Origin of the sequence: Burkholderia sp. Se-20373, from assembly GCF_017104705.1 — a bacterium.
GTDB lineage: Bacteria > Pseudomonadota > Gammaproteobacteria > Burkholderiales > Burkholderiaceae > Burkholderia.
On record NZ_JAAGPH010000051.1, the window covers coordinates 1 to 13,226 of the forward strand.

Consider the following 13,226-nt stretch of genomic DNA (forward strand, 5'->3'; position numbering starts at 1 on the left):
AGCGGTATTCGAGCGGGAACATCAGCGGGAAGCCGCGGCGCGCGATGAACGCGCGGATCTCGCGCAGCGCATCGGCGCCGCGTTCGGCCGGCACCGACCATTCCATTTCGTTGAAGCGCACGCGGCGGCAGGGCGCGTGGTGTACGCCGGATCCGGCGTCAAGGCCTACGGGCCGCTCGTGATCCTGAAGCATGAGAACGGGCTCATCACGGCCTACGGACACAACGGCAAGCTGCTCGTCAACGAAGGCGACGCGGTGCGCCAGGGCCAGCCGGTCGCTGAAATGGGCACCGACGCGAGCGGCCGTTCGACTTTCGAGTTCGAAGTCCGCCAGAACGGCAAGGTCGTCGATCCGATGAACTTCCTGCCGCGCAACGGCGGCTGATCGTCCGCTTCATCCCGTGTGCGCCGGGCGGCGCACACGCTCCCGCCTTCATCCTTTCCTGAGCGTCACCGCACCGGATTGCCTCGCGTGATTGCCGAGCCAGCGAATACCCATTGCGAGCGCCACCGCGCCCAGCGCGATCAGCGAACACTGGATCGCGACCGGCAGATAGCCGTGCGGCCGCGGATCGACGAACGGGTAGGGATACCAGTTCTCGAATGAGCCGCGCACGAGCGTATAGCTGAGATAGACGATCGGGAAGCCGAGCCACGCGAACGCGCTGCGCCGCGGGATCGGCAGGCGCGGCTCCACATAGAGCCAGTCGCACAGCACGACGAGCGGCACGATCCGGTGCAGCACCCAGTTGTTGAACGCCGGCGTGACGTGGTGCAGCGCATCGAGCCGCGCGAGCAGGAGTTCGTAGACGATCGCGGTGATCAATACATACAGCACCGCGGCGCCGCGCATCGATTCGTAGCGGGCCGAGCCGGGGCGCGCGATGCGCCAGAGCCCGACGGCGAGCATCGCGGCCGCGTAGAGGCTGCTCAGTTGCGTGAAGTAGCTGAGATAGTTGCCGAGATGAAAGCCCGGCAGGTGCCAGTAGTCGGCGACGCTGTGCAGCGTGGTGGATACCGCGAGCAACGCGGCGGTCAGCCGATAGGCCGCAACGAAGAACGCCTTGCTCATGATGCCCGCGCGCCGTCGCACCAAAGCTTCATCGTGCCACAGCCGTTCTGGCGCGCGATGCGGACTTTCCATATGAAGCCCCGCTCGGCGCGCGCGGGCAATTCGTCGGATATTTGCGCGCGTCGTGCAAAACCGGGTGCCCGTGCGGCTACAATCGGGGCAGTTTTGCCGGGCGCCGGCCGGTGGCTGCATGCGTCCCTCCCCGCATACAACACGAGACGAAGCATGAGAAACATCCTCGCGAAACAGACGCGCTACAGCTCGCCCGCGATCTTCTTCCACTGGGCCGTCTTCCTGCTGGTGGCGCTGGCTTACCTGGCCATCGAGATCCGCGGGCCGAAAGGCAGCGACAGCCGGGTGTTCTGGATGAACGTGCATCTCACCGCGGGCACGCTCGTGCTCGTGCTGTCGGTGCTGCGCGTGCTGTGGCGAGCCGTCAGCCGGGTGCCGCAGGCCATTCCGCAAGCGGCGCTGCTGCGCTGGCTGTCGAAGCTCGCGCATGTCGCGCTCTACGTGTTCATCATCGCGCAGCCGCTGCTCGGCATCATGATGATCAACCTGGGCGGCAAGCCGGTGTCGCTCGACTGGCTCGGCATCTCGTTCACGCTGTTCGGCCCCGACAAGGCGCTGCGGCCGACGATCAAGGAAGCGCACGAGCTGATCGGCAACGCGTTCTACTTCGTGATCGGCCTGCACGCGCTGGCCGCGCTTTACCATCATTTCATCCGGCGCGACGACGTGCTGCGGCGCATGGCGCCCTGAACGGCACGTTCCGGAAGCATGCAGCAGGCGGGGGCGCATGGTTGTGTTGACAACCATGCGCCCCCGGTCCGTTTACCGTCATCCGCGCTGGCCATCGCGTTGAACATTCTGTAACATCTCGGCTGTTTTTACATTCCGCTTACTCGTTGCCGAGCATGCTGCACCGACATCGTCACCTGACCGCCTGGCTTGGCGTGCTCGCGATCTGGTTCGCGATCGCGGCGCCGCTGGTGTCGCAGTGGCGCGTCGCGCAGGCAGCCACGCCCGACGCAATCGTCTGCAGTACGGAGCATGGCGCGCACCCGTCGCCCGATGCGGGCCGCATGCACGACCATGCGCTGCATCTCGATGCGTGCGGCTACTGCGGTTTCTTCGCGCACAGCCCCGCGATCGGCGGGCCTGCCGCCGCGGCACTCGCTTCCGTTCCCGTCGTTGCCGTTTCCGCCGTCGCGCCGCCTGCCGTCGCGGCGCACGCCGACCGCTATCCGCGCGCGTACCCGCGCGCCCCGCCCGAGCGCGCCTGACGCGCTGTTTCCGTTCCATTCACCGCCGATATCCGTGCGGCCCGTCGAGGCCGCGTGGAGGGCGTCACTCGGGCTTTCGATCATGACCATTTTCCAGTTGCGTGCGCTGCGGGCGTCACGCAATGCCTGTGCGCGGCGCATGCCGCGCATGCTGAAACTCACCGTTCCCGCGCTCGCAGTCGGCGCATTGGCCGCGAGCGCCGCGGCTGCCGAAACGGCGCGCGCATCCGGCGCGCCGACCGGCGATACGGCCGCGCCGCTGCCGGCCATCGAAGTCGTCGCATCGCCGCTGTCGACGCCGCTCGTCGTCGTCACCGATCCGAAGACCCCGCGCCAGCCGCTGCCCGCCAGCGACGGCGCGGATTACCTGAAAACGATCCCCGGCTTCACGTCGATCCGCAGCGGCGGCACCAACGGCGACCTCGTGCTGCGCGGGATGTTCGGCTCGCGGCTGAACATCCTGGCGAACGGGATGTCGACGCTCGGCGCCTGTCCGGGCCGGATGGATGCGCCGACGTCGTATATCGCGCCGGAAAGCTATGACAAGGTCACCGTCGTGAAGGGGCCGCAGACGGTGCTGTACGGTCCCGGCGCGTCGGCCGGCACCGTGATGTTCGAGCGCGTGACGCCGCGCTTCGACAAGCCCGGCATGCGCTTCGACGGGAGCCTGGTCGGCGGGTCGTTCGGCCGCAACGACCAGAACGTCGACGTGACGGCCGGCACGCCGGACGTCTATGGCCGCGTGACCGCGAACCACGCGCATTCGCAGGACTACAAGGACGGCAACGGCAACACCGTGCCGTCGCAGTGGGACAAGTGGAATGCCGATGCGGCGCTCGGCTGGACGCCGGACGACCACACGCGCGTCGAGCTGACCGCCGGCACCGGCGACGGCTATGCGCGCTACGCGGGACGCGGGATGGACGGCGCGCATTTCCGCCGCGAGACGTTCGGCCTGTCGTTCGACAAGCAGCATCTCGGCGACGTGCTCGACCGGATCGAAGCGCGCGTGTACTACAACGAAGCCGATCACGTGATGGACAACTATACGTTGCGGCAACCGGACCCGACCAGCAGCATGCCGATGCGGATGGCGTCGGAAGTGCGGCGCCGCACGTTCGGCGCGCGCGCGGCCGCGACGTTCCGCTTCGCCGACGACTTCAAGCTCGTGACGGGCGTCGATGCGCAATCGAACCGGCTCGACTCGCGCTCGGCGATGGGGCGGCAGAACTACGGCGACGAGCCGTGGGATGCGCAGGCGACGATGTGGAACGCAGGCGTGTTCGGCGAGCTGACGTGGTACGCGAGCGACGTGTCGCGCGTGATCGGCGGCGCGCGTGTCGACTACGCGAGTGCACGCGACAAGCGTGCGACAACGAGCGGCATGATGATGAGCAAGCCGAACCCGACCTTCGACGACGATCGCACGCGCGTGCTGCCGAGCGGTTTCGTCCGCTACGAGCGCGATCTCGCGTCGCTGCCGGTCACGTGGTACGCGGGCGTCGGCCATACGGAACGCTATCCCGACTACTGGGAACTGTTTTCCGCGAAGCGCGGGCCGGCCGGTTCGGTCAACGCATTCTCGGCGGTGCAGCCGGAGAAGACCACGCAGCTCGACATCGGCGCGCAATACAAGAGCGAACGGCTCGATGCATGGGTGTCGGCGTATGCGGGTTACGTGCAGGACTTCATCCTGTTCAACTACGCGGCCGGCATGATGGGCCCGACCACGCAGGCAACCAACGTCAACGCGCAGATCATGGGTGGCGAAGCGGGCGTGTCGTGGAAACCGGTTTCGCCGCTGCGCGTCGAGACGTCGCTCGCGTATGCGTGGGGGCGCAACGTCGCAACCGGCGATCCGTTGCCGCAGATGCCGCCGCTCGAGGCGCGCATCGGGCTCGAATACACACGGGGCGCGTGGTCGGCAGGGGGGCTGTGGCGCATCGTTGCGCCGCAACATCGCTATGCCCTGAACGAGGGCAACGTGGTCGGCAAGGACTTCGGCCCGAGCGCCGGATTCGGTGTGCTCTCGCTGCATACGCAATACAACGTCAGCAAGACCGTGCAGATCTCGGTCGGCGTCGACAACGTGCTGAACAAGGCCTACACCGAGCACCTGAATCTCGCCGGCAACGCGGGCTTCGGCTATCCGGCGAACTCGCCGGTGATGGAGCCGGGCCGGACCGCATGGGTGCGTGTGAGTGCGAAGCTTTGACGCATCGCGCGTGTGCATTGCAGCATGCGCACGCATGAACGCGGCCCCGCCCGAACCGGTGGGCCGCGTCAACCGATTAGAGAACCGTGTCTAGTCAGGGCGCAAACGTTCGCGACTCGTGATTCACTCCCGCATTCGACGCACACGGTGGTCGCGATGTGGGCGACGCATAGTGCGTATCGATCCGGCTTCATTCGCACCGGCAGCACAATAATCAGGAGAACATGCATGGCCAATACGATGCGTTCCAGGGTGGTGGCAGGGGCAGTGGCATGCGCGATGAGCATCGCGCCGTTCGCGGGGACGACTGTGGCAATGACGCTCGCGACGACGCACGCGGCGATGGCGGCGACCGCGCCCGCCGACGGTTACGCGGCGACGCGTTATCCGATCATCCTCGTGCACGGGCTCACAGGTACCGACAAGTACGCCGGCGTGCTCGATTATTGGTACGGCATCCAGGAAGACCTGCAGCAGAACGGGGCGACCGTCTACGTCGCGAACCTGTCGGGTTTCCAGAGCGATGACGGCCCGAACGGGCGCGGCGAGCAGTTGCTCGCTTACGTGAAGACGGTGCTCGCGGCAACGGGCGCGACCAAGGTCAATCTCGTGGGCCACAGCCAGGGCGGCCTCTCGTCGCGCTACGTCGCGGCCGTCGCGCCCGATCTCGTCGCGTCGGTGACGACGATCGGTACGCCGCATCGCGGCTCCGAATTCGCCGACTTCGTGCAGAACGTGCTTGCGTACGATCCGACCGGACTTTCGTCATCGGTGATCGCCGCGTTCGTCAATGTGTTCGGCATCCTGACGAGCAGCACCCACAACACGAACCAGGACGCACTCGCCGCACTGCAGACGCTGACCACCGCACGGGCCGCCACGTACAACCAGAACTACCCGAGTGCGGGCCTGGGTGCGCCGGGCAGTTGCCAGACCGGCGCGCCGACCGAAACCGTCGGCGGCAACACGCACCTGCTGTATTCGTGGGCCGGCACGGCGATCCAGCCGACACTCTCCGTGTTGGGTGTCACGGGCGCCACGGACACGAGCACCATTCCGGTCGTCGATCCGGCGAACGCACTCGATCTGTCGACGCTCGCGCTGCTCGGCACGGGCACGGTGATGATCAACCGCGGCTCCGGGCAGAACGACGGGGTCGTGTCGAAGTGCAGCGCGCTGTACGGCAAGGTGCTGAGCACGAGCTACAAGTGGAACCATCTCGACGAGATCAACCAGCTGCTCGGCGTGCGCGGCGCGTATGCGGAAGATCCGGTCGCGGTGATCCGCACGCATGCGAACCGTCTGAAGCTGGCGGGCGTGTAATCGATGGCGGCACGTGAAGGACGCGCGCCGCTGGCGCGGCGCGCCGTGGTCTACGGTGTCGTGGGGCTGGCGGCGATTGCCGGTGTGGCGATGTGGAGCGGTGCGGGCTGGCACTGCGGGACAGGCGCCGGCGGCGAGTCGCCGGATGCGGCGGCGGTGGGTAGCGTGGCTGCTTCGCCGCCGCAGGCCGCCGTGCCGGCAAGCGCGGGCCTGCCGCCGTCGCTTGCCGGCTCCAGCGCGCCACGGCTGCCGCTCGATGCCGGCGGCCATCTCGCGAAGTTGCGTGCAGTGCGCGATTTCTTCGACTATTGCCTGACCGCGCAGAGCGACCTGAGCGCCGCCGCGCTCGATGCGTTCGTCGTGCGGGAGATTGCCGCGCAACTCGGCGGCACCGTGGCGCAGGCCGAGGCGCTCGACGTATGGCATCGCTATCGCACGTATCTCGATGCACTCGCGAAGCTGCGCGATGCCGGCGCGGTCGACAAGTCCGACCTCGGCGCGCTGCAGCTCGCGCTCGACCAGCGTGCGTCGATTGCATTTCGCACGCTCGGTGACTGGAGCGAGCCGTTTTTCGGTGCGGAGCAGTGGCGGCAGCGCTACGACCTCGCGCGGCTGAAGATCGCGCAGGATCGGACGCTGACGGATGCGCAGAAGGCAGAGCGGCTCGCGGCGCTCGAACAGCAGATACCGGCCGACGAACGCGCTGCGCAACAACGCATCGATCGGCAGCGTGCCGCGATCGACCAGATCGCGCAATTGCAGAAGAGCGGGGCGACGCCCGATGCGATGCGCGCGCAACTGACCCAGACGCTCGGTGCCGAAGCCGCCGCGCGCGTCGCACAGCTGCAGCAGGACGACGCATCGTGGCATAGCCGCTACACGGACTATGCGGCGCAGCGTGCGCAGATCGAGTCGGCGGGCCTGTCGCCGCAGGATCGCGACGCGCAGATCGCCGCACTGCGGCAGCGCGTGTTCACGAAGCCCGGCGAAGCCGTGCGCGCGGCATCGCTCGATCGCGGGGCGGGCAGCGCGCGGTAAGGTGAGAAGCGCGGGCGACGCGGCGCATGAGCGCCGCTATGCCGCGCGCGTGAGGTCCCGCGGCAGGTGTCGCTCGATGGTATTCGCGAGCGTGTCGAACGCGGGGCCGATGCCTTCGTGCGGGACGCACGCATAGCCGAGCAGCAGGCCGCGCCGCGCGGTGTCGAGGCTGCTGTAGTAGCTGGTGAGCGGGCGCACGATCACGCCGGCATCGAACGCGCTCTGCGTGACCGCGCGATCGTCGCAGGCGTCGGGCAGGCCGAGCACGAGATGCAGGCCTGCCTCATCGCCCATCACGGGCAGCGCGTCGCCGAAGCGCGCGCGGATCGCGTCGATCATCAGTTGCCGGCGCTCGCCGTACAGCGTGCGCATTCGTCTGACGTGCGAAGTCAGGTGGCCGTCCATGATGAATTCGGCGAGCACGGCCTGCTGCATCAGCTGGCCCTCGCGGTACAGCTCCGACAGCCCGGTGCGGAACGTGTCGACCAGATGCTCGGGCACGACCATGTAGCCCATCCGCAGCCCCGGGAACAGCATCTTGCCGAGGCTGCCGACGTAGATCACGCGGCCGCCGTCGTCGAGCCCCTGCAGCGATGCGAGCGGGCGGCTGCCGTAGCGGAACTCGCTGTCGTAGTCGTCCTCGATGATCCAGCAGCGGTGCTGGCGCGCGTATTCGAGCAGCATCCGGCGCCGCGCGAGGCTCATCACCATCCCGAGCGGGTACTGATGCGACGGCGTGACGAGCACGAGCCGCGGCGGATGCTGCATGTCGCTGGCACGCGGGTCGAGCCCTTCCTGGTCGACCGGCACCGGCGTCAGCGTGAGACCGGCCGCCTGCAATACGCTGCGCACGCCCCAGTAGCACGGCTCCTCGACCCATGCGCGATCGCCGATGTCGGACAGCAGCCGCACCGCGAGATCGATCGACTGGTGGATGCCCGTCGTGATGATCACCTGGTCCGGCGAGCATTTGACCGAGCGCGCAACGCGCAGGTAATCGGCAAGCGCCCGCCGCAATGGCCGGTAGCCGCCGCCCGGCGCATAGGTCAGCAACTCGGGATTCGCTTCCTTCCATAGCCGCGCCTGCAGGCGGCTCCACGTCCGGCTCGGGAATTCCGACACGTCCGGCACGCCCGGCATGAACGCGCCCCACTGGCGCCGCGACACGCCCGCATGCTCGATCAGTTGCCGGCCGCGCATCGACAGGCCGCCCTGCGCGTCCGGCAGCGGCGGTTCATCGGCGCTCGACGGCGGCGGCGCGGCGCCCGGCACGTGGATCGCGGCGGCGTCCGGCCGCGTGTCGGCCACATAGGTGCCGCTGCCGGTGGTCGTCAGCACGTAGCCTTCGGCCGTCAACTGGTCGTACACGTGCAGCACGGTATTGCGCGCGATCGACAGGTCGGCCGCGAGCGTGCGCGAACTCGGCAGCTTCGTTCCTGGCCCCAATTCCCCGGTCAGGATGGCCTGCTGCATCTGCTGCAGCAACTGCCGGTACATCGGCTCGGGCGAACCGCGGTCGAGGCGGGCGGAGAGCCAGTCGGCGAGGATCACGGTATCCAAAGTGGTCCTACTAGTAATATTGAAATGGTTCCCTATTGTAGAACCGTGGGCGCCGTATAGTGGCTCGCATCTCAAAATCAATTGTCGCGAAGCAAGGGGACAGCCACGATGAAGTCCGATGATGTGATCGTCAGCTTTCGCGGCGTGCGGAAGACCTACGACGGCGAAACGCTGGTCGTCAAATCGCTCGACCTCGATATCCACCGCGGGGAGTTCCTGACGCTGCTCGGGCCGTCGGGCTCGGGCAAGACCACCTGCCTGATGATGCTGGCCGGCTTCGAATTCCCGACCGGCGGCGAGATCCGCCTCGACGGCGAGCTGCTGAACAACGTGCCGCCGCACAAGCGCAACATCGGCATGGTGTTCCAGAACTACGCGCTGTTTCCGCACCTGACGGTCGAGCAGAACGTCGCGTATCCGCTGACCGTGCGCAAGCTGCCGGCGGCCGAGCGCGCGGAACGCGTCGCGCACGCGCTGAAGATGGTGCAGATGGAGCGCTTCGCGAAGCGCTACCCGGCGCAGTTGTCGGGCGGCCAGCAGCAGCGCATCGCACTGGCGCGCGCGCTCGTGTTCGAGCCGAAGCTGGTGCTGATGGACGAGCCGCTCGGCGCGCTCGACAAGCAGCTGCGCGAACACATGCAGTACGAACTGAAGGCGCTGCACGAAAAACTCGGCGTGACCTTCGTGTACGTGACGCACGACCAGGGCGAGGCGCTGACGATGTCCGATCGCGTCGCCGTGTTCGACAAGGGCATCGTGCAGCAGCTCGACACCGTCGACCGCCTGTACGAATCGCCGTGCAATGAATTCGTCGCGAACTTCATCGGCGACAGCAACCGGCTGCGCGGCACCATCGCGCGCGTCGACGGCGAATTCTGCGAATTCCGGCTCGACGACGGCACCAAGCTCGTCGGGCGCCGCATCGGCGATGCAGCCGAGGGGGCGCCGGCTGTCGCGTGCATCCGCCCCGAGCGCATGAGCCTCGCCGCGCACGGCGCGAACGGGCACGCGAACGGCGCGGCCGCCAACCAGCTGAGCGGCGAGGCGCGCAGCCTCATCTATTTCGGCGACCACGTGCGCATGCGCTGCGCGCTGCCCGGCCAGGACGAATGCTTCGTGAAGGTGCCGCTCGGCACCGGCGCGCTCGATGCGTTCTCGCCCGGCGCACCGGTCGCGCTCGCGTTCTCGCCCGAACACCTGCGCGTGTTCGCTTGAGCAGGGTTTCCCCGATTTTCCGTAGCACGTCGTCAACAACAACTGCCCACTTCCACCACGAGAGGAGAGGAACCACCATGAACCGAGCACGCATTACCGCACGGCGCACCGCGCTGGCACTGGCGCTCGCCGTCGTCGGCGCATCGGCATCGGCTGCCGAACTCACGGTCGTCAACTTCGGCGGCGCGAACGGCGACGCCCAGAAGGCCGCGTTCAACCAGCCGTTCGAGAAGGCGACCGGCAACAAGGTCACGGCCGTCGAATACAACGGCGAGCAGGCGAAAGTGAAGGCGATGGTCGAGGCGAAGCACGTCAACTGGGACGTGGTCGAAGTCGAATCGGGCGACCTGAACCGCGGCTGCGACGAAGGCCTGTACGAGAAGCTCGACTGGTCGAAGATCGCGAAGAAATCCGACCTGATTCCGGAAGCGCCGCAAGTGTGCGGCGTTGGCTTCTTCGTGTGGTCGACGGCGCTGTCGTACAACGCGGACAAGCTGAAATCGGCGCCGACCGGCTGGGCCGATTTCTGGAACGTGAAGAAATTCCCCGGCAAGCGCGGCATGCGCAAGGGCGCGCGCTACAACCTCGAATTCGCGCTGATGGCCGACGGCGTCGCGCCGAAGGACGTCTACAAGGTGCTCGGCACGAAGGCCGGCCAGGACCGCGCGTTCAAGAAGCTCGACGAGCTGAAGCCGAACATCCAGTGGTGGGAAGCGGGCGCGCAGCCGCCGCAGTTCCTCGTCGCCGGCGACGTCGTGATGTCGACCGCGTACAACGGCCGCATCGACGCCGCGCAGAAGGAAGGCAAGAACCTGAAGGTCGTGTGGAATGGCAGCATCTACGACCTCGACTACTGGGCAATTCCGAAGGGCTCGCCGAACAAGGCGCTGGCCGAGCAGTACATCGCGTACACACTGACGCCGAAGCCGCAGCAGGGCTACGCGCAGCACATCGCGTACGGCCCGACGAACATCGCGGCGATCAAGTCGCTTGACGCGAAGACGCTCGCGAACCTGCCGAACTCGCCGGCCAACGGCAAGAACGCGGTGCTGGAAGACATCGGCTTCTGGACCGACCACAGCGACGAGCTCGAGCAGCGTTTCGCCGCGTGGGCGACGAAGTAACCGTCGTTCAGGCATCCTGATGCAACCGGCCGCGCGACGCGTCGATCGCGTCGCGCGGCCTTCCGCCGGATCGTGCCCGGCCGGAGAGAACCGTTGAATACGATGACGATCGCGCCTTCCTCGCCGTCGAACGCCGCGCTCAAGCGCGAGCTGAAGGCCGCCGAGGCCCGCAAGCGCACGATGGCACTGCTGCTGGTCGCGCCGCTCGCGATTTTCCTGCTGCTGATTTTCGTCGTGCCGATCGGCACGCTGCTCACGCGTGCCGTGCAGAACCCCGAGATCGCCGCCGCGCTGCCGAACACGATCCGGGCGCTGTCGGGCTGGGACCGCAAGGCGCCGCCGGCCGACGCCGCGTATGTCGCGCTCGCGGCCGACATGACGAAGGTGGCCGACAGCGAGGCGATGGGTGCGCTCGCGCGGCGGCTGAATACCGAGATTCCCGGCTATCGCTCGCTCGTCGCGAAGACGGCGCGCGCGATGCCGCTGAAGGGCGACAACGACGCGGCACTGACGCCCGCGCAGACGCGCGACAAGCTGGTCGAGCTCGATGCGCGGTGGGGCGATGCCGCGTACTGGCAGGCGATCGCGAAGAACGGCGGCGCATATTCGCCGTTCTACCTGCTCGCCGCGCTCGACCACAAGCAGGACGGCTTCGGCCACATCGTGCAGGCCGACCCCGACCAGTCGATCTATCTCGCGATCTTCGGCCGCACGTTCGTGATCGGCGTCGCCGTCACGCTGTTCGCGCTGCTGCTCGGCTATCCGCTCGCGTACTGGATCTCGACGCTGTCGGAGCGGCGTGCCAACCTCGTGATGATCCTCGTGCTGATTCCGTTCTGGACGTCGGTGCTCGTGCGCGTCGCCGCGTGGATCGTGCTGCTGCAGAGCGAAGGGCTCATCAATACGGCGCTGATCGGCAGCGGGCTGATCTCGCATCCGCTGACGCTGTTGTTCAACCGCGTCGGCGTGTACATCTCGATGACGCACATCCTGCTGCCGTTCATGATCCTGCCGCTCTACAGCGTGATGAAGTCGATCCCGCCGACCTACCAGCGCGCGGCCGTGTCGCTCGGCAGCCATCCGTTCGCCGCGTTCTGGCGCGTGTACGTGCCGCAGACCTACCCGGGCGTCGGCGCGGGCGCATTGCTGGTGTTCATTCTCGCGATCGGCTACTACATCACGCCCGCGCTGCTCGGCGGGCCGAACGACCAGATGGTCAGCTACTACGTCGCGTACTTCACGAACGTGACGATCAACTGGGGCATGGCGTGTGCGCTCGGCGGGCTGCTGCTCGCGGCGACGCTCGTGCTGTACGCGGTGTATGGGCGCTTCACGCGCACCAACGTGAGCCTCGGCTGAGCGCCGCGTGCAACGAAACGGGAAGGGGAATCTGACCATGAAACTCGCCAGGCCGCTGTTCGCGCCGCACATGTCGTTCGTCGAGCGCGCATGGTACGTCGCATTGCGTGTGCTCGTCGTGCTGACGCTGCTGTACCTGATCCTGCCGGTGCTCGCGATCGTGCCGCTGTCGTTTTCGTCGAGCACGTTCCTCGTCTATCCGATCCCGGGCTTCTCGATGCGCTGGTACGAGAACCTGATCGCATCGGACGAGTGGCGGATGGCCGCGAAGAACAGCTTCATCGTCGCGCCGTCGGCAACCGTCGTCGCGACCGTGCTCGGCACGCTCGCCGCGATCGGTCTCACGAAGGCCGACTTCCGCGGCAAGGGGCTGCTGATGGCCGTGCTGCTGTCGCCGATGATCGTGCCGGTCGTCGTGGTCGGCGTCGGCATGTACCTGTTCTTCGCGCCGCTCGGGCTCGCGAACACCTACACGGGGCTGATCGCCGCGCATGCGGCGCTCGGCGTGCCGTTCGTCGTGACGACGGTGGCCGCGACACTGCAGGGCTTCAACCAGAACCTCGTGCGCGCAAGCCTGTCGCTCGGCGCGAATCCGGTGTCGACGTTCTTCCGCGTGACGCTGCCGGTGATCGCACCGGGCGTGATGTCGGGCGCGCTGTTCGCGTTCGCGACGTCGTTCGACGAAGTCGTCGTCACGCTGTTCCTCGCGGGCGCGGACCAGACGACGCTGCCGCGCCAGATGTTCACCGGTATCCGCGAGAACATCAGCCCGACGATCGCTGCGCTCGCAACGATCCTGATTATCTTCTCGACGAGCCTGCTGCTGGCGCTCGAATGGCTGCGCGGTCGCAATGCGCGGCGCGCGGTGACCTGACGCGGCGAGCCTGCGTTGCCGTGCATCCTGCGCGGCCACGCATTTGCTTTCATTTCGCTGACTGACGAGGCGGCCGCCTGCACGTTCGATACGGCTCTGCAACAATACGGGGCGCGGCGGCGCGCGTTCCGTGCGGTGCATCCGGAACGCCGCCGCGAGT

General features: G+C 67.3%; 12 protein-coding genes and 1 pseudogene. 10 read left to right on the forward strand and 3 right to left on the reverse strand.

Features of this window, described 5'->3' with window-relative positions; genetic code table 11:
• A partial coding sequence (locus tag G3N96_RS39870) for a D-arabinono-1,4-lactone oxidase (protein WP_346778899.1) occupies window positions 1–193 on the reverse strand: 193 nt, incomplete at its 3' end.
• Between G3N96_RS39870 and G3N96_RS18305 the strand changes: the two are divergent.
• Window positions 122–385 (forward strand): annotated as a pseudogene (locus G3N96_RS18305) (M23 family metallopeptidase); the annotation flags it as partial. The gene G3N96_RS39870 and the pseudogene G3N96_RS18305 overlap by 72 nt on opposite strands.
• A gap of 48 nt (window positions 386–433) precedes the next feature.
• On the opposite strand, the gene G3N96_RS18310 reads toward G3N96_RS18305, so the two are convergent.
• Window positions 434–1,072 (reverse strand): Pr6Pr family membrane protein, encoded by a 639-nt coding sequence (locus G3N96_RS18310; protein WP_124576341.1) that lies wholly within the window; start codon window positions 1,070–1,072, stop codon window positions 434–436.
• A 225-nt stretch (window positions 1,073–1,297) separates the two neighbouring features.
• Between G3N96_RS18310 and G3N96_RS18315 the strand changes: the two genes are divergently transcribed.
• The 5 genes from G3N96_RS18315 to G3N96_RS18335 all read left to right on the forward strand — a co-directional run bounded on the left by G3N96_RS18315 (window position 1,298) and on the right by G3N96_RS18335 (window position 6,934).
• Entirely contained in the window at window positions 1,298–1,834 is a 537-nt protein-coding gene (locus G3N96_RS18315; RefSeq protein WP_046549930.1) for a cytochrome b, read from the forward strand.
• Between the two features lie 155 nt (window positions 1,835–1,989).
• Window positions 1,990–2,358: a DUF2946 domain-containing protein gene (locus G3N96_RS18320; protein ID WP_124576343.1), complete on the forward strand. Its 369-nt coding sequence runs from the start codon at window positions 1,990–1,992 to the stop codon at window positions 2,356–2,358.
• 82 nt (window positions 2,359–2,440) lie between these two features.
• Entirely contained in the window at window positions 2,441–4,573 is a 2,133-nt protein-coding gene (locus G3N96_RS18325; RefSeq protein WP_206138030.1) for a TonB-dependent copper receptor, read from the forward strand.
• Window positions 4,574–4,801: 228 nt separating this feature from the next.
• Window positions 4,802–5,896: a triacylglycerol lipase gene (locus G3N96_RS18330; protein WP_206138031.1), complete on the forward strand. Its 1,095-nt coding sequence runs from the start codon at window positions 4,802–4,804 to the stop codon at window positions 5,894–5,896.
• A gap of 3 nt (window positions 5,897–5,899) precedes the next feature.
• Window positions 5,900–6,934, forward strand: a complete 1,035-nt coding sequence (locus G3N96_RS18335; protein WP_206138032.1) for a lipase secretion chaperone — start codon at window positions 5,900–5,902, stop codon at window positions 6,932–6,934.
• Window positions 6,935–6,970: 36 nt separating this feature from the next.
• On the opposite strand, the gene G3N96_RS18340 is transcribed toward G3N96_RS18335, so the two are convergent.
• Window positions 6,971–8,494 (reverse strand): PLP-dependent aminotransferase family protein, encoded by a 1,524-nt coding sequence (locus G3N96_RS18340; RefSeq protein ID WP_089474458.1) that lies wholly within the window; start codon window positions 8,492–8,494, stop codon window positions 6,971–6,973.
• A 108-nt stretch (window positions 8,495–8,602) separates the two neighbouring features.
• Between G3N96_RS18340 and G3N96_RS18345 the strand changes: the two genes are divergently transcribed.
• From G3N96_RS18345 to G3N96_RS18360, 4 genes are all read left to right on the forward strand, one after another.
• Window positions 8,603–9,709 carry an ABC transporter ATP-binding protein gene (locus tag G3N96_RS18345; RefSeq protein WP_089427971.1) on the forward strand — a complete coding sequence of 369 codons (1,107 nt, stop codon included), beginning with the start codon at window positions 8,603–8,605 and terminating at the stop codon, window positions 9,707–9,709.
• A 77-nt stretch (window positions 9,710–9,786) separates the two neighbouring features.
• Window positions 9,787–10,833, forward strand: coding sequence for an ABC transporter substrate-binding protein (locus tag G3N96_RS18350; RefSeq protein ID WP_089427970.1), 1,047 nt, complete (start codon window positions 9,787–9,789; stop codon window positions 10,831–10,833).
• 102 nt (window positions 10,834–10,935) lie between these two features.
• Window positions 10,936–12,192, forward strand: a complete 1,257-nt coding sequence (locus G3N96_RS18355; protein ID WP_206138046.1) for an ABC transporter permease — start codon at window positions 10,936–10,938, stop codon at window positions 12,190–12,192.
• Window positions 12,193–12,229: 37 nt separating this feature from the next.
• Entirely contained in the window at window positions 12,230–13,066 is an 837-nt protein-coding gene (locus G3N96_RS18360; RefSeq protein WP_047901362.1) for an ABC transporter permease, read from the forward strand.
• Window positions 13,067–13,226 lie beyond the last annotated feature (160 nt).

Coding starts and splice junctions, on each gene's coding strand:
- G3N96_RS18310 (WP_124576341.1), bottom strand. CDS start 1,072: ATGAGCAAGGCGTTCTTCGTTGCGGCCTATCGGCTGACCGCCGCGTTG.
- G3N96_RS18315 (WP_046549930.1), top strand. CDS start 1,298: ATGAGAAACATCCTCGCGAAACAGACGCGCTACAGCTCGCCCGCGATC.
- G3N96_RS18320 (WP_124576343.1), top strand. CDS start 1,990: ATGCTGCACCGACATCGTCACCTGACCGCCTGGCTTGGCGTGCTCGCG.
- G3N96_RS18325 (WP_206138030.1), top strand. CDS start 2,441: ATGACCATTTTCCAGTTGCGTGCGCTGCGGGCGTCACGCAATGCCTGT.
- G3N96_RS18330 (WP_206138031.1), top strand. CDS start 4,802: ATGGCCAATACGATGCGTTCCAGGGTGGTGGCAGGGGCAGTGGCATGC.
- G3N96_RS18335 (WP_206138032.1), top strand. CDS start 5,900: ATGGCGGCACGTGAAGGACGCGCGCCGCTGGCGCGGCGCGCCGTGGTC.
- G3N96_RS18345 (WP_089427971.1), top strand. CDS start 8,603: ATGAAGTCCGATGATGTGATCGTCAGCTTTCGCGGCGTGCGGAAGACC.
- G3N96_RS18350 (WP_089427970.1), top strand. CDS start 9,787: ATGAACCGAGCACGCATTACCGCACGGCGCACCGCGCTGGCACTGGCG.
- G3N96_RS18355 (WP_206138046.1), top strand. CDS start 10,936: ATGACGATCGCGCCTTCCTCGCCGTCGAACGCCGCGCTCAAGCGCGAG.
- G3N96_RS18360 (WP_047901362.1), top strand. CDS start 12,230: ATGAAACTCGCCAGGCCGCTGTTCGCGCCGCACATGTCGTTCGTCGAG.